General features: G+C 45.2%; 15 protein-coding genes and 2 pseudogenes. 6 read left to right on the forward strand and 11 right to left on the reverse strand.

Going from position 1 to position 22930, the window contains the following annotated elements:
- Positions 1-124: 124 nt before the first annotated feature.
- The gene (locus ACX5KA_RS06380) at positions 125-1375 is read left to right on the forward strand and encodes a dipeptidase (RefSeq protein ID WP_458730695.1); all 1251 of its coding nucleotides are present in this window, start codon (positions 125-127) and stop codon (positions 1373-1375) included.
- A gap of 85 nt (positions 1376-1460) precedes the next feature.
- Here ACX5KA_RS06380 and ACX5KA_RS06385 read toward each other — a convergent pair.
- The 7 genes and pseudogenes from ACX5KA_RS06385 to ACX5KA_RS06415 all read right to left on the reverse strand — a co-directional run bounded on the left by ACX5KA_RS06385 (position 1461) and on the right by ACX5KA_RS06415 (position 10632).
- Positions 1461-4735 (reverse strand): annotated as a pseudogene (locus ACX5KA_RS06385) (efflux RND transporter permease subunit).
- Positions 4728-6467, reverse strand: a complete 1740-nt coding sequence (locus tag ACX5KA_RS06390; protein WP_458730696.1) for an efflux RND transporter periplasmic adaptor subunit — start codon at positions 6465-6467, stop codon at positions 4728-4730. The pseudogene ACX5KA_RS06385 and the gene ACX5KA_RS06390 overlap by 8 nt, the downstream one beginning before the upstream one ends.
- Positions 6468-6472: 5 nt before the next feature.
- The gene (locus ACX5KA_RS06395) at positions 6473-7150 is read right to left on the reverse strand and encodes a TolC family protein (protein ID WP_458730700.1); all 678 of its coding nucleotides are present in this window, start codon (positions 7148-7150) and stop codon (positions 6473-6475) included.
- Between the two features lie 42 nt (positions 7151-7192).
- A pseudogene (locus ACX5KA_RS06400) lies at positions 7193-7876 on the reverse strand (TolC family protein); the annotation flags it as partial.
- A 182-nt stretch (positions 7877-8058) separates the two neighbouring features.
- The gene (locus ACX5KA_RS06405) at positions 8059-8607 is read right to left on the reverse strand and encodes a hypothetical protein (protein WP_232380270.1); all 549 of its coding nucleotides are present in this window, start codon (positions 8605-8607) and stop codon (positions 8059-8061) included.
- Between the two features lie 111 nt (positions 8608-8718).
- A complete protein-coding gene (locus ACX5KA_RS06410) occupies positions 8719-9807 on the reverse strand; it encodes an alpha/beta hydrolase (protein WP_202942067.1) in 1089 nt (362 codons plus the stop codon).
- Between the two features lie 84 nt (positions 9808-9891).
- Positions 9892-10632 (reverse strand): glutathione peroxidase, encoded by a 741-nt coding sequence (locus tag ACX5KA_RS06415; protein ID WP_202942066.1) that lies wholly within the window; start codon positions 10630-10632, stop codon positions 9892-9894.
- 225 nt (positions 10633-10857) lie between these two features.
- On the opposite strand from ACX5KA_RS06415, the gene ACX5KA_RS06420 reads away from it, so the two are divergent.
- The 4 genes from ACX5KA_RS06420 (at position 10858) to ACX5KA_RS06435 (ending at position 14433) form a co-directional block, all read left to right on the forward strand.
- Complete coding sequence (locus ACX5KA_RS06420; protein ID WP_014950447.1) at positions 10858-11553, forward strand: AAA family ATPase; 696 nt, start codon at positions 10858-10860, stop codon at positions 11551-11553.
- Positions 11513-11836 carry a replication protein RepA gene (locus ACX5KA_RS06425; protein WP_202942065.1) on the forward strand — a complete coding sequence of 108 codons (324 nt, stop codon included), beginning with the start codon at positions 11513-11515 and terminating at the stop codon, positions 11834-11836. Before ACX5KA_RS06420 ends, ACX5KA_RS06425 begins: the two co-directional genes overlap by 41 nt.
- Positions 11837-11964: 128 nt before the next feature.
- Entirely contained in the window at positions 11965-14097 is a 2133-nt protein-coding gene (locus ACX5KA_RS06430) for a diguanylate cyclase (RefSeq protein WP_334056696.1), read from the forward strand.
- Between the two features lie 18 nt (positions 14098-14115).
- Positions 14116-14433 (forward strand): GFA family protein, encoded by a 318-nt coding sequence (locus ACX5KA_RS06435; protein WP_039218703.1) that lies wholly within the window; start codon positions 14116-14118, stop codon positions 14431-14433.
- Between the two features lie 121 nt (positions 14434-14554).
- Here ACX5KA_RS06435 and prsR read toward each other — a convergent pair whose 3' ends face one another.
- From prsR to ACX5KA_RS06455, 4 genes are all read right to left on the reverse strand, one after another.
- A complete protein-coding gene (prsR, locus tag ACX5KA_RS06440; protein ID WP_039218707.1) occupies positions 14555-15916 on the reverse strand; it encodes a PEP-CTERM-box response regulator transcription factor in 1362 nt (453 codons plus the stop codon).
- An 80-nt stretch (positions 15917-15996) separates the two neighbouring features.
- A complete protein-coding gene (gene prsK, locus ACX5KA_RS06445) occupies positions 15997-18069 on the reverse strand; it encodes an XrtA/PEP-CTERM system histidine kinase PrsK (RefSeq protein WP_458730697.1) in 2073 nt (690 codons plus the stop codon).
- A 214-nt stretch (positions 18070-18283) separates the two neighbouring features.
- A complete protein-coding gene (locus tag ACX5KA_RS06450; RefSeq protein WP_458730698.1) occupies positions 18284-19408 on the reverse strand; it encodes a beta-ketoacyl-ACP synthase III in 1125 nt (374 codons plus the stop codon).
- 407 nt (positions 19409-19815) lie between these two features.
- Entirely contained in the window at positions 19816-21618 is a 1803-nt protein-coding gene (locus ACX5KA_RS06455) for a choice-of-anchor I family protein (protein ID WP_334056689.1), read from the reverse strand.
- A gap of 401 nt (positions 21619-22019) precedes the next feature.
- On the opposite strand from ACX5KA_RS06455, the gene ACX5KA_RS06460 reads away from it, so the two are divergent.
- A complete protein-coding gene (locus ACX5KA_RS06460; RefSeq protein WP_039218718.1) occupies positions 22020-22817 on the forward strand; it encodes a M48 family metallopeptidase in 798 nt (265 codons plus the stop codon).
- Positions 22818-22930 lie beyond the last annotated feature (113 nt).

Here is a 22930-nt window from a genome sequence, read left to right on the forward strand (position 1 = left end):
ACTGAGGTAAATGCGTAGCAAGTAAAAGCCTATTGTCGCAGTGAGCATTATCCTTTAGTCTCGTATTGCTATTAAGTTAGCGGTTGTTGACCTAAGCGATAAAAAAACAAAATAAGGATTTTCTATGAAGGGGCGCTTCCCACTCTCATCTTGCGCATTATTTATCTCTGCGCTTTTTGCTTCACACTCTGCATTTGCTGAGACCTCAATTTATTCAGCATCTGAAAAAGCTATTAAGATCGCACAAGAAACTATTATTGTTGATGGTCACATCGATGTACCTTATCGCGTAAAGGAAAAGTGGGTTGATGTGACTAAAGCCACCGAGGGCGGTGACTTCGATTACCCTCGCGCAGTATCTGGCGGCTTGAACGCTCCTTTTATGAGTATTTACGTACCTGCTAGTTTAGACAACTCTCCAGAATCTACGCAGCTTGCCCATGAGCTCATCGATTCAGTAGAAGCCATTGTTGCCCGTGCACCTAATAAATTTGCCATTGCTAAAAGCCCTTCGGACGTAAAATCCCAATTTGAAAAAGGGTTAATTTCACTGCCAATGGGCATGGAAAATGGTTCGCCTATTCAAGGTGATTTAGCTAATTTAACGGCTTTTTACGAGCGTGGCATTCGCTACATCACCCTCGCCCACAGTCAAGCCAACCATATTTCTGACTCTTCGTATGACCTGCGCAGAAAATGGAAAGGCCTTAGCCCGTTTGGCAAAACCTTAGTGGGCGAAATGAACAACATCGGCATCATGCTAGATATTTCTCATGTGTCTGACGACGCCTTCTACCAAGTTATTGAGTTAACAAAGGTACCAGTCATAGCATCGCACTCTTCACTGCGCCGCTTTACCCCCGGTTTTGAGCGCAACATGGACGACGAGATGATCAAAAAACTCGGCGAAAATGGCGGTGTGATCATGATTAACTTTGGTTCTAGTTTTGTTTCTAAGGAAGCTGGCAAGTGGCGTAGTGGCCTTACTGCAGCGCGCAAAGCCTTGGTTGAAAAAGAAGGTGAAGAGAGCCCTCAGCTAGAGAACTTTGAAGAGAATTATCGCAAAGAAGTACCTTACCCTTATTCAACCCTTGATGAAGTGCTTGACCATATCGATCACGTGGTAAAACTTATTGGTGTTGATCATGTAGGTATTGGTTCAGACTATGATGGTGTAGGTGACTCACTCCCCATTGGGCTTAAAGATGTGGCGAGTTTTCCAAACCTAGTACAAGGATTGCTGGATAGAGGTTATAGCCGTACCGACATCGAAAAGATATTGAGCGGAAACCTTTTGCGCGTTTGGCAACAAGTTGAGGATTATGCGAAAGAGCATGCGGAAGGTTATACGGAAAATCATGCGGCAGCGCACTAGTCGCCCAACGCCTTAAAAATGAAGCGTAGGGAAGCGTGTTATCGCTTCCACATGCTTTATCTACTCTACTGCACTTTCAACTCTATTATTTTTTGCGTGACACAATTAAGTAAAACGCGCTTGGCAATACCAACAGTGTTAATACCAGTGCACTCGCCATACCGCCTACCATAGGCGCCGCAATTCGCTGCATCACTTCACTACCAGTTCCAGTGGCATAAAGCACAGGCAACAAGCCAACAATAATAGAAAGCGATGTCATCATAACTGGGCGAAGTCTTGCCGAGGCGGCATGGACAATAGCCTTTTTCACAAGCGCATCTTTTTTAGTGTTGCCATTTTCTGTTTCGTGCTTAGTAAGTGCATCTGATACATATTGGTTTAGATAGACCAGCATGATAACGCCTATTTCTACCGCTACACCTGCTAAGGCAATAAACCCAACACCTACCGCCACCGACAGATTGAAGTTAAGAAGGTAAAGCAACCATACACTGCCCACCAGCGCCAACGGTAAGGTAGCGAGTATGAGTGCCACATCGCGAAGGCGTTTAAATGCCAGATAAAGCAAAAGGCAGATAATGGCCAACGTTAGCGGTATAACCACCGACAGTTTTGCTTTCGCGCGCTCAAGGTAAGCAAACTGCCCCGCCCACGTAATAGAGTATCCAGTGGGTAAATCAAGGTGCTGTGACAAATGACGTTTCGCGCTATCTACATAGCCCCCCAAGTCAATACCTGTGGCCGAGTCTGACGAGATATCAATGTATACCCACCCATTTAATCGGGCATTTTCGCTTTTAATCCCTGCCGGCCCGTCGTCAATACGCACAGTTGCCACATCGCCAAGGGTAATGTGAACACCGCTTGGCGTGACGAAAGGCATGGATGCTAAAGATTCAGGCGTATCGCGGTAGTGCTGTAAAAAACGCATGGCAATAGGAAAACGCTCACGCCCTTCCACTGACTGCGTAACCACTTTGCCGCCCACTGCCGAGCCTACAATACTGTGAACATCGTCTATCGTCATGCCATAACGCGCCGCCAACTGCCTGTCGATATCGATATAAACATAACGGCCACCTACTACCCGCTCAGCGTATACTGATGCTGTGTTGGGCAGGTCTTTAAGCAGTGTCTCTATATCCTTTCCGATGGCTTCAATGCCTGCCAGGTCAGGCCCCGCAATCTTGATCCCAACAGGGGTTTTTATCCCGGTTGCCAACATGTCGATGCGGGTTTTAATTGGCATTACCCACGCATTGGTCAGCCCAGGAAATTGCACCAGAGCATTAAGCTCTTCTTTGAGCTTTTCAGTGGTCATGCCCGCCCGCCACTGCGCTTTCGGTTTAAGCTGAATGAAGGTTTCAATCATCGTCAATGGTGCAGGGTCTGTGGCCGTATCTGCGCGTCCAATTTTCCCGAATACCGTTTCAACCTCGGGTAAGGTTGCAATAAGCTTATCCGTCTGCTGTAAAAGCTCTCTGGCTTTACCCACTGAAATACCTGGGTAGGTAGTAGGCATATACATCAAATCGCCTTCGTCCAGTTCGGGCATAAATTCACTACCTAGTTGGCTTAACGGCCAGTACATGGAAAGCAACAAGCAAAATGCCCCCGCCAAAGTGAGCAGTGGGTAGTTAAGCAACCGCGTCAGCAATGGTTGATATACGCGCTCTAAAGCTCGATTTACCGGGTTCTGGGCTTCAGATCGTATTTTTCCGCGTACGAAATAACCCGCCAGCACAGGAACTAAAGTAATTGCCAGCGCCGCAGCTGCTGCCATGGCATAGGTTTTGGTAAAGGCAAGAGGCGCAAAAAGACGCCCTTCTTGTGCTTCTAACGCAAAAACAGGAATAAAGGATACAGTGATTATTAGGAGCGCAAAGAATAAAGCTGGGCCAACTTCTGTGGTGGACTTAATCACCAGTTCCCAACGTTTGGCTGCCGAAAGCTTTGCAGATGTTGGCGCAGAGGTTGGTATAGATGTTCGCGACTGGGCACTCCCTGTCCCCCCTGACTTGCTGAATCCCTTTGACTCGCTGAATCCCTTTGACTCGCTGAGGCTCCCTGACTTGATGAAACAGCATGCTGATGAATGTGCTTGTGTAAATTTTCAACCACAACAATAGCGCCATCCACCATTGCACCGATAGCGATAGCAATGCCACCTAAAGACATGATGTTGGCATTAAGTCCCTGCAGCTTCATTACGATAAAGGCGGCGAGAATACCAATAGGCAAACTGATTAGCGCAACCATAGATGAACGTATGTGAAACAAGAAGATAGCGCATACCAAACCAACAACCAGCAATTCCTCCACCAACTTATTGGTGAGGGTATCGACGGACTTATCAATAAGGGTGGAGCGATCGTACACGGGGACGATATTCACCCCTTCCGGCAAGCTCGCTCTTAATGAATCCAGCTTAGCTTTGACCGCATCGATAGTGGCTTTAGCGTTTTCGCCATAGCGCATAACTATAATGCCACCCGCGGTTTCGCCATTCCCGTTTAGTTCAGCAATACCGCGGCGCATCAACGGGCTTTCTACCACTTGTGCTACATCGTTAATCGTTATGCTAACGCCGTCTTTGATAACGCCTGTGGGCAACGCCAGTATGTCATCAATGCCCTGAATGTAGCTTTGCGCACTAACCATGTACTCTGCCTCGGCCATTTCAATAACCGAAGCGCCTGACGCGCGGTTACCACGTTTAAGGGCAATTTCTATCATGGATGGCTGAATGTTATAGGCACGTAATTTTTCAGGGTCGACAATAACTTGGTATTGTTTAACCATCCCTCCAACAGACGCAACTTCAGATACGCCTTCAACTGACTGAAGCTCAAACTTCAAGAACCAGTCTTGCAACGCCCTTAATTCACCAGCATCTAGCGCATTTGGCTGACTAGCATCGTTCTCCAACGCATAAATGTAAACCCAACCTACCCCTGTCGCATCTGGACCTAACTGAGGTGTCACGCCTTCTGGAAGTTGCGAAGACGCTTGGCTTAAGTATTCCAGAACACGGCTTCGAGCCCAGTACATGTCTGTATCGTCATCAAAGATTATATATACGTAGGCATCGCCGAAGAATGAATACCCTCGCACCGTCTGTGCGCCAGGCACTGACATTAGCGCAGAGGTGAGAGGAAACGTCACCTGATCTTCCACCACTTGCGGCGACTGACCGGGATAGTTTACTTTCACTATGACCTGGACATCAGATAAATCAGGGATAGCATCAACGGGGGTGTTTTTCACCGCCCAGACACCAGCAATACTGAGCATAATAGCGCTCAGCATTACCATTATTCTATTGTTTACCGACCAGCGAATTACCGATTCAATCATGGTGCATATGCTCCTTATGATTTATCGATTTTTGTTCTGCCGACTTGTGAACCATCGACTTGTGAGCATCGCTTTGGTTTTCATCGCCCTTCCGCTCGCCCGCATCATGTTTATGATTACTGTGACCTGAGTCATGCACCATGCCCTTGTCCATGGCATGTTCACTATGTTTACGCATATCAATAACCGTGAACTCTTTTCCAGTCACAAAGGTGAACATGATGTTGTCACCTTCACTAAACTGAGATAAGTCAATATGCTTTGATACCGTAAATGACATTGTCGCAGGTCCCCGCCCCCATTTTTCAATCGGCCCGCGAGCGATCACTAACTTTGCGTTATTCGAAGCGCCATTCGTTTCGTTTTCAGTCGGCAAATCAATTGCCTCTATAGTACCTGTTGTCGTGGCCTGGTGATCGGGCGCTTTCATTCGTTCAAAGTCACTGCTTTTCGACGACTCTGAATCAATCAAAAATTGTGCTGATACCACAACATCATCCTCTGGGAGCAAGCCTTCAACTACTTCAAAATGTGTACTATCGCTTTGTCCCAGTGTTACGCGTACCGACTTAAAATTGCCATCGCCATCACTGAGTACCACTTTTGCGCCCTCAGCCGTGCGAATAACGGCACTGCGAGGAACCAGTAACGCCGCTTTGCGTTGAGTAGGCGTAATTGCAACGTGAGCAAACATATTGGGCTTTAACGTGTGATTGTTATTGTTTAGCGGTATGCGCACTTTCAAGGTTCGGGTAGTTTCTGACAAAGACGGATAAATATACTCTACGTGGCTTTGCCATTTAGCATCAGTCGCATGGTCCATTTCGTCGAGGGTAACCACAGCGCCATTATGAGGCGCTATGACTTGCGCGTACTTTTCAGGTACTTCTGCAATCACCCACACCGTATCTAGCTGTGCGATGCTCATCAAGGTTGTCCCGGGCTGAACGTAAAACCCCTCCCGAATATTCAGCGCTTCTACTACACCGCTTTGCGGCGCATTAAATGTGACGGTTTGTGCTACCCGTCTACTTTTCTGCAATTCTTCGATAACGCCCTTTGATAGCCCTAGAGTTTTTAGGCGCTCGGCTGCGCCCTGAATTAAACGTGAATCTCCTCGCTTAAGAGCTAAAACGTATTCTTCTTGTGCGCTAACTAATTCTGGCGAATACAGGGTATAAAGTGCCTGTCCTTTTTCTACTTGCTCACCTTGAGATTTAATGAAAAGCCTGTCGACCCAACCTGATACTCTAGGGTGGATGTGCACAATGCTATCTTCATCGTAGGCAACGTTGCCCACCGCCGTTACGGTCTGTTGAAGTGTTCCAATGGTAACGGGCGCGATTTTAACACCTATATTGTGCTGTACATTTGGCGCAATCATTACGGTACCAGGCGTACGCTCATTACTTTTCGCAGATGTTGCTTCGTCGTTGGCGTATACGGGCACCAAGTCCATTCCCATCGGTGACTTTCCCGGTTTGTCACGGCGATAGCTGTCATCCATAGGCGCTACCCAATATAAAGGGGCTTTATTATCGCTGTGGGCACTTTTATCGCTGTAGGCACTTTCATCGCTGTGGGCACTTTCGTCATTTCCGTGTTTTGATGAATCAGACAACAATAGTGAGGCCAAGCCGAATGCTAACAGGCCGCCAAATAGCAGACCTATTAGCAAGCCCTTTATTAGCGTGCTTTTTGTAACTGGAGCAGGGTTAGTTGAAGATGTCATATTAACTACTCTTTATTCGAAAAATGGGCGTGAGTGGGCAGGTACAAATATGCAAGTGACGCCAATGTTCTGGCGCGCTCGATGTCGATTTTGAGTAAATCATCCTGTACCTGTACTTGCTTGAGGTTGGCATTGACAACATCACCGATATCACCGGTGTCTGTGGTATAAGCTGTCAGTTCAGCTTCAGAAAGTTGCTGTGTTTCACCAACTAACGCCGTTTCATAAAGCGCTTTGCGCTCACTTAGCGCTGACAAGCGTGATTTAAGCACCTCTGCGTTCGCGGCAAGCTCGTTCACTTTCAAGCGGAAGTCCGTTTCAGACGCACTCATTTTGGAAGCCGCAGCGGCTATTGAAGCGTCTTGACGAGATTTATTGAAAAACGGAAGGTCTACTTGAACACCAAGTGACACAAAGTCAGCCCGGCTTGCGCCATTTTGCGCGTCTTGTCTGTATCCATAGCTTGCTTCAAATGCCCACTGAGACTTAGTTTGTTCTCGCGCTATATTTAAATTTTGCGCCTCTATCTGGGTTTGAATCTTAAGTAATGTTGCCTCGGGGTGATGCTGTAGTATTGAAAAAGGCTCACTGCTATCAATAACCGTTAAGAACGAAGAAAGGCTTAGGTTGCGGTCATTTAAAATGGCATCGACTTCAATGGCGTCTTGCGTTGATTGAGCCAGCGGTGCGCTTACAGAGTCATCTAGCGGCGCACCAAACCATTTTGAAAGTGCCGATCTCGCTTCATTTTTTTGCTGGTAGGCCTGCACATATTTGTCGTCTAGTGACAACAATGCCAAGCGCACTTGCAGTATGTCTTGCTGCGCCGCTGCACCAACGCCTTGGCTGTATCTGGATTCGGTAAAATCGAGCAGCTGTGTAAGCAATAGCTTCTCTTTGTCTAATAAGCCAAGGCGACGTGCTGCGTAAACCCAGTTTAACCAGGTAAGCGTGACTTCACGCTTAAGCCACGCCTTTCTCGCTTAGCTCTCTACCGACATTTGATCAGCCATAACCTGATACTTTTGCTGGCTGTAAAGGTTTTCATCGCCTCGCGGTAACTGCTGCTTCAAACCAACTTTAAATTGCGTCATAGGCTCTTGGTCAAATGCGAAGCCGTCTGTAGGCAAGTTTTGCACAGACGCTGAAACCTGAGGGTTTGCCCAATATGATGACGCTTCTGCTTCTGCATTAAAGCGATCCTTTCGATGCGCATTCCCTTTGAGTAAAGGGTCATGCTGAATAGCTAGCTGCAGCGCGTGTTCTAGGCTTAAAGTCTGGGCCTCGACAGGCTTAATAGACATCAAACAAAAAGAAAGCACAAAACACAAGGCGAACAAGTCCCTTATTTTACTAAGCCTAGCAGTGCCCACTTTTTCAGGTACCGAATAGTTGCTCATGTATAACATCACTTTTCAGGTGTAAGGCGTGATGACGTTGCACCGTTCTTCGCTAAATTCGACAAAGGGAATTAGCAAAACCACTTACCACGCGTTACTTAGATAAAAGAGTAGAGACATCTCTAAAAGAAAAGACACCTCGTTGAATCAAAATTGTCTCTGCCGCGAAAAAACAAATCCGCGAGATAGATCTATGCTGTGAAGAGTGATTTAGGTGGGCGAAACTGCCCGAAGTGAGGCGATGTACACTGCCCTAGAATAGGTGCAGTGGCAGCCATTCTGGCTACCGATATTTCGGTCTCGACTGTAGGCTGGATAAGCGCACTCGCGCTAAGGTTAAAGCAATGATCGGTTGGGCAATTACATTCATCCTTGCAGCAAGACATGTCGCTCATCTGCGCTGCTTTCGCGCTATTCACGCCTGCATCGCTAACTTGGACGCCGTCGAACTGAGCGGATTTGCTCATGCTGTTTTTAGCACTCAAATCCGCATGATGTGATAACAACTCTTGGTGCTGACAATGTGAATTAGCAGACTCAGGGGGTTGAACCTGATGGTTAGCATTAGCTGCATCCGACTGCGGTGTCATCACCGACATTGAATGGGCATGCTCGTATGAATGTTCAATAGATACAGCGCTACCTGACGACACGAGAGCCATCATTAGAAACAAGGTAAGAACCCACGAACTTGCATTCGTCGACTTATACCCATTAGGCGTTAAGATAATCCGAAACATTTTCAAGTACTGTACTCAGAATATTGCTGTATCGACTTAATATTCGCTCAAATGATAGCGTGATGTCACCGAGCAGTAAAGGCAAGGGAATGTTTCATCACGCTTAAAAATTTATTCAAACTGCGACAAATAATCTTTCAACATCAAGCCCATGGTTGAGAACAGTGGGTTTGCCTTAGGTACAGCGCATTCTTCTTGCTGATTTACCATGCTTGCGTTGAAATTCATTTTATTGAGCAAGTTTGTATCCACAACTAAATCTGCATGGCACAACCCGTACGATTCATCGATAACAAAAAAGGTATTCGGCCCTTTACTTGCTTCCATTAACTGCTCTATGCCATGAATAGGCGTAGTTACATCAGCTTGAGAATGAGCGGCAAATAGTGGCACTTCAATTTGCTGTCCTTCCTCGACTTTGTTCCGAATGATGTTAATTAAATCCATCAATTCCAACCCTGCTAAACCTGCAACATTTGGATATTTATAAGGGTTGGGGCCGTGGGTTTGATAGCTTCCATCAATCACTCGTGCTAAAAGTTTAATGCCCCAAATTCGAGACATACTTTCAGCGTTATCAGACAGCGCCAGCGCGCCAGAAAATAACATAAGACCATTAATATGATTTACTTCGTTATTGGCATTATCTAAATAATGTTCAACAGCCAGTGCACCACCTGTAGAGAATCCACCTACTAGCAAAGTATCACCCATGCTATCAGCCAATTTAATGACTTCATCAACGTGTGACTGCCAGCGCTCTGCTAAATCCCAGTCAGACATGTCATCATCGGCATCTCGTTTACCATGACCAGGTAAAAGGGGCACAACTACGGTAAAACCCTGTTCAAATAAGATGTTAGCGATTTCACGCATAAAGAAAGGTGAGTCGCTTAAGCCGTGGATAAGCACTGCCACCTTGCTGCTTGATTTGTTGGTCAGCATGAAAGGCGAATTGCCTTCATTTCGCAATACGTTGCTGCATACCGAAAAACGATTAAGTGCCGTTTCTCTACACGGCTGGGTTTGGCCCCATTCTTTTTCGTAAAATGCTTTGAACTGATTTTGAAGATCTGAAAAACTTCTGCTTTTCATTTCGCTAGTATCGGGTATCGACACATTTGCGGCCATAGCCATATTTACACCTAAAAGCGCAACAATACCTATGAGCAATTTTACAAAAAACTTCGATGACACCATTATTCTCCGCTACGGATAATTAATAAAAAACGGGAGCAGTTTACCATGCTCCCGTTTCTTGTGACGATTAATACGTATATTACGTTAGCTAAAGTACACCTCTAGATCATCAGAACCACCAATATGCTTACCGCCAATAAAAACTTGCGGCACGGTTTCGCGACCACTAATCGCCATTAAGCTGGTCAGTGAAGCATCTTTGCCCAACACAATTTCTTCGTACTCGTAGCCTTTTTCATCAAGCAGTTTTTTCGCTTTAGCACAGAAAGGACAACCCGGTTTTGTGATAATAGAAACAGGTGCGTTGGTTTGCTCTTCTGGCGCAATGTAAGCCAGCATGGTATCTGCATCTGACACTTCAAACGGGTCGCCGGCAACATCAGGTTCAATAAACATTTTGTCTACCACGCCGTCTTTTACTAGCATTGAATAACGCCAGCTTCTTTTGCCAAAGCCCAAGTCCGCTTTATCTACAAGCATACCCATGCCATCAGTGAATTCACCGTTGCCGTCTGGAATAACAGTAATGTTAGCGGCTTCCTGATCTGCGGCCCATGCATTCATAACGAAAGTATCGTTTACCGATACACAAACAATGTCATCAATGCCGTGTTTCGCGAACTTTTTCGCTAAAGCGTTATAGCGAGGTAAGTGGGTAGAGGAACAGGTTGGCGTAAAAGCACCAGGAAGTGAGAACACCACGACATTTTTGCCAGAAAATAATTCATCTGTCGTTTTCGTTACCCATGCATCCCCCTCTCGGCATGGAAATGACACGCTAGGTACTTTTTGACCTTCTTTGGAAGTAAAGCGACTTTCTGACATAACAACCTCTTATCGGTAATCTTATTGATGAAGTAAGAAGACTAGAACGAGTTTTTGCACAAATCAATAGGTATTGTCTTACATTCGTTAATATCGATTTTGATGCTGAACCTAGTTCATAGGCTGCCTATGCTTTTAGTCGAGGTTAGGTTCGGTCGTGACATTATTCACGTTCCTCCGTAACGCTCAGTACTTTAACATAAGCGATATTCGAGGGTTATCACCATGATTATTTTGGTTGGTGGAGAAAAAGGCGGTAGCGGAAAGAGCTGCCTAGCACAAAACATTGCGGTTTATCTTCGCACTGAAAAAGGTGCCAAAGTGTTAATGGTTGACTGTGACCCGCAGCGAACGACATCAGACTGGATCCAAGAACGCAAAGCTAACCCACGTCTGGCCGAAATAAATTGCGTTCAGTTATACGGAAAAATACGTAACGAATTACTTAGTCTCCGTCAGTATTACGATTACGTTGTGATCGACTGTGGTGGCCAAGACAACCTTGCTTTACGTTCTTCAATGGCGGTCGCTGACCATATACTTATTCCACTTAGACCTAAGCGTCGTGACCTAAAAACAGTGCCTCACATGGAAGATATATTGTCTACCTGTAAGATGGTTAACCCCAAAATGAACGCTGCCTTTGTTATCACACAATGCCCTTCTCTTCCCAGCCTGGCAAATCGTATTCTTGAGGCAAAAGAAGTGTGTCGTTCATTTGGTATACCTGTCCTGAACTCTGTCACTTTTAGTCGAAACATGTATGACGACTCGGAAGAGTCGGGGCAGTCTGTTATTGAAAGTGAGCCAGAGGGCAAGGCGGCTACAGAAATAAGAACCCTGTTTGAAGAGTTATTAGCTGGCAAAGTGGAGGACGCTTATGAGTTTACTCAACCTCAAAAAGTCGAAGCCGTTAGCTAAGCCCAACCTTCGATCTGTAGAAGATTTTATCGATGATGCATTGCTTTATGCGCAGGGTAAAGTAGGGAAAAAGCAATCATCGGCGGCTAAAAACGAATTAAAAAGCATGCGCACAGATTGCGTTGTACCGATAAGAAAACCAGCAAAACCAAAGGGTATGCGACATGCTACTTTTACTTTAACACCGCAATGCATTGAGAAACTTGCAAATATTGCCCAGCAAACAGGTAAAGCAAAGTCCGCACTAATTCGGGAGTGGATTGAAAAAAACAGCACAAATTAGACTAAAGTATAAAACCAAATACATATTAAAAACGTTTTATTCTTCACAATAATAATGTTGCTAGGGCGAAAGGCCCTTGAGATACTCAGTAACAGTATATTCTGACAGCGTATGGGAGATACAACAGAATGGGCAGTGAAGGATTGAGCACAGTGCGCGTGCTATTGTGTGCCCTACTATTTGCGATGTATCTTGTGCCGATTAGACCGGCAATAGCTATCAATTTAAATAATAGCGAAATTACAAACGTTGAAAACCTTCTGAAGGCTAAAAAATACACTGATGCTGACAGCAAGGCACTTTTGTTATTAGAGCAAGCCTTGCAACAACAGTACTTGTCCGCCGATGCTTTTTCAACACTCGGTCAACTACTTCAAAACGCATCTCGTTTTGAAGTATCAAAAGCTATTTTTAACGCTGCGCTCGAGCGTTATACCGCCGAGGGCAATCTCGACAAAATAGCGTCAACCCTTCTTCAACTTGCTACTTCGGAGAGGAATTTATCTAACTACTCTACCGCAATGACTTATGTAAGACGCGCTATGTCTATTGCACAGATTGAACAAGATGACCTCTTAAAAGCACGATTAAACCTTGAACTTGGCATAATTCACCAAGACCAAGGGGAAATAGAAACCGCGCTTGAGCCGTTAAAACAAGCCCTGCGTTACTTCCGTGAAAATAAAATGGCTAATGAAATGAGCCTCTCGCTTCTCCGTATTGGCGACATTTATAGTTTACTCAACCAAGCGGCTCTGGCCCATACCTATTACCAAGATGCATTTGATAGCATTGAAAACACGGGTACGCCTAGGCTACTTGGTATCATAAAAGCACGTATGGGTGCATTAGCACTGAAAGTCGGTGATATTAACCAAGCCATAGGGACTATCGACGACGCTCTGACCCTACTGCTTTCTACCGATGACGTTGGTGCAATCGCACAAGCAAAAATGCTATTGGGCAACGCACTTGTAGAAAGTGGCGATGTCGCAAAAGGCAGGGAGCTGTTAAAAGAAGCCATGCAGTTTGCACGTTCATCAGGGCAAGCCAAATTAATGAAAGAGGGACGGCTGGCCCTTTCGCAAGCGTACATGAAAGAACAGAGCTTTGAACTGGCTTTAGCAGAAGCACGAACGGGTACTATTGATGCGCGAAAAAATAGGGATATTCGGGGGCAGTTGAGTTTTCTATCAATACAGCTTAGTGCTTTTGTTTCGCTTGGGGAGTTTAAAAAAGCGCTGGACATTCAATCAGTCATTCAACAGTTGCGTGAAAGATTGCTGGACTCAGAAAACAGGTCCGCCATAGAAGGGCTTCAGGCTGAAATCGAACTTGTGCGCCAGTCTCGCACGCTAGAAAAGTTAGAAGAATCGAAGCAACTTGTGCTTGCACAAGCTGAGCGTGAAAACTTACAAACCACCTTGTTTTGGAGTGTGTCGTTAGCTGCTTTGTTGCTGACATTTTTAGTCTGGAGTCGATACAAACAGCGCCAGCAAACCATTATTCTGCGCCGAGAAGTTAGACAGCAAACGTTGACCCTCCAAGAAAAAAATCAAGAGCTAGAAAGAGCCTACAAGACGCTAGAAGAGGTAAGCCTGCGCGATCCGTTAACGGGTTTGTACAACAGGCACTACCTTGAGTCACAACTACCGGGTGAAATAAGGCGCAGTCAATTTTCAGTAAAACAAAATACAAACGCTAATAAAACGAAACAAGACTTACTCTGTCTGCTTATTGATATCGACCACTTTAAACGTATTAACGACGATTACGGCCATATGGCGGGTGACAAGGTGTTATCAGCATTCGCTAACGTATTAAAAGAAGTATTCCGACAGACCGATCTCATAATTCGATGGGGCGGTGAAGAATTCTTAGTCGTATGTCGCCAATCTAATAGAGAAGAACTGCCAGAATTGGCTGAGCGCTGTCGAGAGATGGTGGCTCGCACGTCTTTTGATATTGGCCAAGAAGCTCCCATCAATATTACCTGTAGTATCGGCTTCTCATTGCTTCCTCCTGACAAAGAGGATGATTTTGATGCTGCATGGAAGCGAACGTTTGCTGTAGTAGATTATGCGCTTTACGCCACTAAACTTTCTGGCCGTAACGGATGGGTAGGTGTTATAGAAACACTAACAAGCCCTAGAGCGCACCCAACGTTGTTAGATACTAAATTCAATTTTCCTGGTTCAAGAATTGCCACATCATTTAACAATGTGGCGAGTATCAAGTGGCCAGATACCCTTGATAAATAGCAGTAGAGGAAGTGAAATATGTATAGAGGAAGCTGTCACTGCCAAGCCATTCAATATGAAATTGAACATCTGGATGAATTAGAAGCCGACAATGAAACTCTGACTCAAACAGATACCAGTCAACTGAGTATGACAGTTGAAAAAGAAAGGCTTGTTATCGACTGTGCTCCTTTCTCGTTAGCCAAATTGCATGAGGCTAACGGTGAAACGCATCACGTATGTAATGTGTGTGCAAGCGTCATTTTTGTAGAACTTAATCCAAATAAAGTACGACTTGAAGTGACATTTACGGGTCACGACGCACTAGCGGAACCACATCGCCAGTTTATGCTTTAAAAACTTTTGCATATGATGTTTAGCCTGCATAATGCGTGTTTTTAACGGCTTAATAAGTGGGGTGAAAAGTCATTCGTCCCAGTTATTAAGCACTCGCAGTGGCTGGTGCCATGCTCTGCCTTTAATCGCTACTTTTAATATCTTCCATGTGATATTTATCAATAAGCGAATATAATGTTGGTCGCGTAACGCCAAGCAGTTCTGCCGTTTTAGACATGTTTTTATCTGCTTTTTGGTAAGCCCTACGTATGGCGCGGCTTTCAGCTATTTCTCTCACTTCACGTAAGTTTAATGTTTCAGGCTCATCATGGGCATCTACTGGCATTAATCCTAGGTCATCCGGCTGTATCACGCTCCCCTCCGCCATAATCACCGCTGACTTGAGTTTGTTTTGCATTTCACGAATGTTACCTGGCCATTTGTGAGCTAACATGGCATTAACAGCGGTTTCAGAGAAGCTTTTAGCCTTAGCTTTAAACTCTTCGCGGTAAATGTTCAAGAAGGTACGGGCCAGCAGAATGATATCTTGATCTCGTTCACGCAACGGCGGGATTACAATGGGCATTTCACCTACTCGGTAATACAAATCTTCCCTAAAAGTTTCCTGCGCTACCATGGCCTGCAAATCTCTGTGAGTCGCACAGATAACCCTTATATCAACAGGAATTTCATTGCGCCCGCCCACGCGTTCTATCACTCGCTCCTGCAAGAAGCGGAGCATCTTAGCTTGTAACCCTATTGGCATGTCCCCTATTTCATCGAGAAACAAGGTACCGCCTTGCGCGGTTTCAATTTTACCTATGGTGGTTTTATTCGCGCCAGTGAACGCCCCTTTCTCATAACCAAACAACTCACTTTCTAACAAGTTCTCGGGTATTGATGCACAGTTAATCGCCACAAATGGTTTATCTTTTCTTGGGCTGTGTTCATGAATACTGCGCGCAAATACTTCTTTACCAGTACCACTTTCACCAAGCAGTAAAGTGCTGATATCGGTATTAGCAATTTTCTCGGCTCGGCGCACTACTTTTTGAATAGCCTCGCTATTGCCGACGATCCTAGACATGCCTGAACGGGTGCGCGATAAAATGCTGTTCTCATGCTCCAGCTTCGACAAATTTAAAGCACGATTGACCAACAGTTTAATGGTATCTGAATCGATAGGCTTTTGATAAAAATCATAGGCACCAAAATCAATGGCTTTAAGCGCATTTTGCTTATCACTGTTGCCAGTCACCACGATCACCTTAGTTCTCGGCGCTAGCGCAATGATGTCGTGAAGAATACGCAAACCTTCCGACGCATTCGCTGGATCTGGCGGAAGCCCTAAATCTAGGGTAACAACCTTAGGTTCAAAACGACGGAGCTGGGCTATGGCAGATGTGTGATCGTCTGCAAAAACAACGTTGTAATCGGTAAGACTCCATTTAAGTTGCTTTTGGATACCTAAATCATCATCTACTACCAAAATGGTATCGGTCATTTCATCATCCTATTATTCTACTTCATCCATCGAAAGGGAGTGGATTTGATAATGCTTCATCCACTTTTTAGTTATACACCCTATCCTATCGGAAAATACAGTGTAAAACAGCTACCGCGTCCAGGTTCACTTTGAACAGTTAGTTTGCCACCGATAGACTCGATATATGTTTTTGCATCATATGCACCAATACCCATACCAGCATTGCCTTTCGTGGTATCAAATGGCTTGAATAGGCGCTCTTCGATAAACGCTTTATCCATACCTGACCCTGTATCTTCTATCAAAACTAGCTGCGTTTTGTTGTCAGAATTTCCAGTAATCACCACGTCGACTTCTCCGTCATCTGCAGTTGCCTGCTGAGCGTTGCTGATTAGGTGATAAAGCACGTTTGCCACCTTATCCTTATCAACCGTCACGGCCGTTTCTTTTAGCACATGAACTGTTGGTAGCGGACGTAAACCTGAACAGCGGTTGTTGACCACGTCTTTGGCCAGCTCCGAAATCAAAAATTCTGAGTTTACACCTTCTTCAACGGCCTTCTTATCAGTCAGCTGTTTGAGCATTTTTTCCATTCTTGCCTTAGTATGCTCCAAGGTTTCGAAGGTGTCTTCGATAAATTCAGGGTTGTGTTTATGCTGTTGAGCATTGGCAAGAATAAGGTCGACTTGAGCTAGTACATTTTTTAAGTCATGTAAAACGAACGCAGACATTCGATTGAATGCCGCAAATTGGGCGTTTTCTGCTACCACTTGAGCCGCCTCGTGGTGCTGCATGTACGTGCCTACTTGCTCAGATACGGCGGTTAGATAGTCTTTCACTTCCCAATTTAAACTGATTTTTTCATTGTCTCCTGACGCGAGAACAGCAAATCCCCACAGCTTCCCATCTTTTAAGAAAGGCACGAAGAGTTGGTAGCCCCATGCTTTTAGTGCATCTCTATCTAGCTTTAACCCCTCGTAATCGAATGGTTTGACGAGGTAGGCATCAGTATCAATAATCCAGCCATTTTTGTCGCTATAACTTGCAAGCGTTTCTAACGTTGTACAGGTAGCGTTGTTTTCTTTCGAATCAGTTAACGATTCATTGTTATCTGTTGACGCAGTGTTTGTAATAGGTGATGCCTTAGCCACGCATTCATAGCCATTCTGCGTTACTTTAAACAGCAGACCTGACTCATATTGAATGGCGTTAAGCATTCCTGTTAGGCCAGCGTAGTAAACATCTGATGAGGTATCCCCTGCACGTGTTAACCACTGCGTTAATTTCACCCATTCAACGCGGTAGTCGAACTGATTCGCAAAGAAATGTTTAGTGATAAATACTTTTATCTTAGTGCGAAAGCCGTTGGACAAGAATACAGTGGCGAGCAATGCGAATGACATCACAACCAATATGATTTGAACCGTCGCTCCCCAGTTGCCTCCCATATAATTTATGGCGTAGCCGACAACAGCCATCACAAAAAGATAACCGCCCGCCACTAAGAGTAGAGAGCTGTGCAATACCACGTCCCGCGAGATAAAGATATCAATGCCCCAGTGATGAATTCGTCGAATCGATATGACGAGTAAGGGCATTAACAAGAAGTAAATATAGCCTCGTGCCGCTATATAGCCAATTTCAACCTGGTTTACCATGGTAGCGTTTGCATAGGTAACGAACTCAAACAGGTTGGTTGCTCCCAGATAAATAATAATGGGTTTAAACGCCCACTGCTCACGCCCCGCCTGTCGATACACAACTTCCAGAAGAACAAGCACTTCTAATGACAGCACGATCAGTACAAGAAAGCTCCACGCGGGATTTACTACCAATAGATAAGGGGCTAGCAATGCTGCTAGTGCGGGGGCAATAATAATTAACGTTACAGGTCGTTTTAGAACGTCGAAGATATTACTAAAGCTGGTTTGTATACAGCCAGCCAAAAAGAGTAGCCATGCGAGCTGCTTAAGCACGTCAGCGCTGAGTAACCAGCTTAGCGAGATAGGTCCAAATAGCGAAGTGATTAAGGTTGTAGACCATAAAAAGGTGGCTGCGGTCGCCAATACCAATAAATGCTTGGCTACGCCGGGTTTGCGTACCGTTAACAACAGCAATAAAAGGGCTAAGTGCGCCAGACTATTTAACCCATAGCCTACATCTGAAATCATCCTTTTATCTCACCCTTATTATCATTATTTAGGAGATGAAATACAGGGGTGCGCATTGATGCAACGTCCCTGCTTTAGCGACACAGTGTCAAAACAGGCCACTTGATCGGCCGCGCTGGCACTGGCGACAATGTTAACTATATCTTACCTTCAACAGCACTTAGCATTTTCAGCTAGGTACGGTGCGCAGGCATCGCCCGCGCTATGATAAAAACTATCGTTTACGGATCACTAGTGAGCCAATTGAATACCCTGCACCGAAAGAGCAAAGTACTCCCACGTCACCGGCAACCAGGTCTTCATGGTTTAAACCAAACGCAATCACAGAACCCGCAGAAGCAGTGTTTGCAAACTCGTCCAACACAATTGGCGCTTCGGTACGGTCAGCATCGCGACCTAACAGGCGTTTGCAAATCAAGGTGTTCATATTGATATTAGCTTGGTGAAGCCACCAACGCTTGACGCCTTCTGGCGCAATGTCGTGACTCGCTAAATGCGCTTCAATATGCGCGGCTGCCAATGGACACACTTCCTTGAAAACTTTGCGACCCGCTTGATGGAACAGCTTATCAGGTCCATACGGATCAACGTCTTCGGCACGTGTCATGTAGCCAAAATTAGAACGAATATTGTTTGAGAATTTCGTCAATGCCTTGGTGCTTAGCACGTCGTATACGTGCTCACTTTTGGCGGTTTCAGCAAGCTCAAGCACAGTCGCCGTAGCCACATCGCCAAAAATAAAGTGACTGTCGCGATCAGCGTAGTTAATTTGCGGTGAGACCAACTCAGGGTTAATAACCAACACGCGAGTCGCATTTTTCGCGCTCAGCATTTCATAGGCGCGATGCATACCGAACGTTGCTGCAGAACAAGCAACTAGCATATCGAAACCAAACCCTTCAATATTAAGGGCTTCTTGTACTTCAATTGCAATCGCAGGATAAGCACGCTGGGTGTATGCACACGATACAATCACAGCATCAATCTCATCGGCAGTAACATTGGCGGATGCCAGAGCTAACCTGGCTGCTTCGACGGCAATTTCGGCTTGGTGAGAAAGTTCGTCATCTGCTCGAGGGGCAATCTTAGGCTTCATTCGAGTGATGTCTAGCGCACCCTCTTTTTGATAGATGTAGCGACTTTTAATTCCTGATGCTTTTTCGATGAACTCTGCACTTGAATAAGGCATTGCTGCTACATCACCTGATTCGATTTGCGCTTTATTTTCTTCGTTAAACGCATCTACGTAAGCATTGTAGCTATCTACTAGCTCTTCGTTAGTTATACTGTCTTTAGGGTGCCATACACCCACACCACTAATCACAACTTGCTGAGACATAGGCATTCTCTATTATTTGATAGCACTACGGTGGTATTGAGCATTGCGTTACTCTGTGTCCTAAACGCATCTATACCAGTGCAATTGAGCCTAATCGTATTTACCTTTAAAAATACGACTGCGTTTTATGGGTTATAGCTTACCCTAATCCTTAAACGGTGTAACCATAGTGAACGCAAGGAAAGTTCTATTCCTCCGTTTAATACCAGCCCGCATAGATAATTACCCACTCAGCGAGACTTAAAATGTTCGTAACCGTGGCGTGTTTTCGCTGGTATAGTGGCTCTACATCAAGGTAACACAAAAAAGAGTAAGGACACTTTAAACTCGGCCTTCGGGAAGGTCTGGCAAGCTACCAATAAAAAACCCCGCTTCAAAGCGGGGTTTCATGTAATCAATGCGGGAGCTTACAGCTGGTTGATTTGCCACACCGTTACTGTGCCGCTAACTTCGTTGCCTACTACAAGAAGAGGCACACCACTTGGGCTGTCTTCAGCGCTAACGAAAACCAGACTTTCAGGCGCAAGGTCACCAATGACATCATCGCTTGTCAAACCTTCGGTTAAGTCACGGTTAATTACATATTCTGCAAATTGAACGTCATAAGGGTTTGTAACGTCGTATACGAAAATACCGCCCATACGCTCTGTGCCGATAAACGCGTAAGTGCGATCGCCAACTTGACCCACGGTTAACGCTTCTGGCTCAGGACCTTTATTTTCAGAGCGCGAGTCGCCTGCGTTTTCATCGTCACCGTTGTTGAACTGTGCGCCATGAACTGAAGCAGTAATGCGTTCAAAATCATCACCTGAGTCATAGACCACTAAACCATTTTGATCCCAGATGGTGAATGAACGTGCACCGTAAGCATACGCTGCATCGTACTCTCCGTTTCCATCAGCATCACCCATAGCTGAAGTTACACGTAAGACGTCCGCTTCACCTGTCGCCTGTAACATAGCTAATTCAGAGTTGGCAGCAGCGGTAAGGTCTTCTACTTTCACTTCATCGGTATAAGCAAGGCAACCATCGTCTTCGTCAAAGTCTACACCACCTGCAGCAGTACATGCCGCTGCATCGGCAGCTGCAAAGAAATACTCTCGGGCATCACCTTCGTTCGCGGTTACGATAAATGTTGCATCTTTCCACGTAAAGTTAGCAATAGTGTCAGGCTGATATACCCCGTAAAGGCCGGTATATTGTCCAAAACTAACCGCATCGTTCTCTTGAATATCAATGTTAAGCCCAGCCCAAGATTTAGCGCCTAGACCAACAACATCAACGGTTAATTCTTCTAAATCTAAGATTGCTAGGCCATTGTTTTCCTGAAGGCTCACATAAGCAACGTCGTTGGTAGCCGTTATATATTCAGGTTCAAGATCTTTCGCAACCGTAGAGGTAATTACAGTGCCGTTAATAGTCTGGCCCGCCGGATTTGGGAACATCATCCCCTGTGCCATCAAATCGGCTTCAGTACCATTGAACGCTGTGAAGCCTATCGTAGTACCAGTTTCTTCAGGCTCTCCGCTGGCTAGAATATTAATAACAGTAATTGAGCCCTCTGGATCGATAGTGTAGTCATCAGAAGGCTCACCTTCATTTGCCACTAACACCTTACCACCGTCGGGGGTAAAAGTGACCATATCAGGTAGTGCGCCGACCTCGACAGAATCCAAAAACGCAGGAGCAGAACTGTCTAGCCCATTATAGAACAACACATAACCGTTATCAGTTTTAACGTCTGCAGGTACAGAAACAGCCATGAGATCGCCGCTTATTGCAATACTTGTTAGGCTACCAAGCGTTACACCGTTAATATCGGCAGGCAATGCGATAGTGGTTGGCGTAAGTGTGGTTGTATTGATTGGATCTGACATTGTTGCAGTATTGACGCTAGAAGCATCAATAACCGCAATTGTGTTAGTTTCACCGTTTGTAGCATAAATGGTACTGGTACCAGCATGATACTGAACAATTTCAGCCGCTGTTTGATTGCCTAAAAAGGCGCGCCCAACGATATCCATCGCAATACCAATGGAAGCATCGGTGCCATCGCTGCCATCAGTACCTGGTTCACCTTGTTCGCCCTGCGGCCCCTGTGCCCCAGTCTCACCCTGAGCACCATCGTCACCATCAAGGCCGCATCCCGTGAGCGCAGCTGAAACTAAAAATGCGAGTAATCCATATTTAAACTTATTACGCACTGCCATTTGCTTTCCTTTTTATTTGTTTTTGTTGTACGTCGGAGATCCGATAAATCTGAAGTTCCTAGCTCTAGTACACCAGAAAATTTATGTAACTTCTATGTATAAATTAGAATCAGTTTATGACACAAATATTAAGAAGGCAAAAGCGTGTAACTTTTCTATAAAAAAGCAACTATTTACGTATTTAAATGCCAATTGTAAGGAGATATTTCAACCTACTTTGTAGTCAAATTGATTCGATAGGTCTGCTCGAAAGCGGCACATAGGCGCTTTAGCGCTAACGTCTAGTTTTCTTTATTAGTAGTATCTGATACTAATACTGCTAAATAGACGTACAAGCTGACAGGCATTTTTTAGTAACTGATATACAAAAATGGTGTTTTCAGTAAACAAAAGGATTAACCATGAAATTGAAATTCACTGCATCAGCGGTCATTGCTGCTGCACTTACACTAACCGCCTGTGCGACCTCACCTACAGGCAGGAACCAAGTACTGCTGTATTCGGAAACTCAATTAGCGCAGATGGGCGACCAAGCTTTTTCGGGAATGAAAGAAGAACTTAAAATTTCTAACAAGGCAGTACAGAACTCCTATGTGGAATGTGTTGCAAACGCCATTACTGCCCAAGTGCCCGAAAGTGTTTTTGGCGGTCAGTGGGAAGTGGTAGTGTTTGACGATGAACAGGTTAATGCATTTGCGCTGCCTGGTGGAAAAATTGGAGTTTATACAGGCTTGCTCAATGTTGCTGAAAATCAGCATCAACTTGCAGCTGTTATTGGCCATGAAGTAGGCCATGTCATTGCAGAGCACGGTAACGAGCGTATGTCTCAATCAACACTGATTAATGTAGGTAGTCAAGCGGTAGGCCAAATACTGGCTGCGAACGAAGTCCCTCAATCAGGCCCTATAATGGCTGCAATTGGTTTAGGCGTTCAAGTAGGTGTTCAGCTTCCGTTTAGCAGAACGCACGAGTCAGAAGCTGACGTCATCGGTCTTCAACTTATGGCAAAGTCTGGGTTTGATCCAAGGCAATCTGTGAACTTATGGCAAAACATGGATGCTGCAAGTGGAGGTAACCGCCCGATGGAGCTTCTGTCTACTCACCCTGCCCCTCAGACAAGAATTGATAACTTACAAGCAAATATGCCTGCAGCCTATGCGGACTATCAGGCCACCGCTTATAGACCTAATTGTAAATAAAGGTACAACCTTATAGGAGTATACATTTTTTAGCGTCTAAATAGCTGACTCGTTATTGAGGCAAAAAAACGCTGCATATAGCAGTAATGCCGTTCACTTAAGGTGAGCGGCAT

This window comes from Alteromonas alvinellae, from assembly GCF_902705805.1.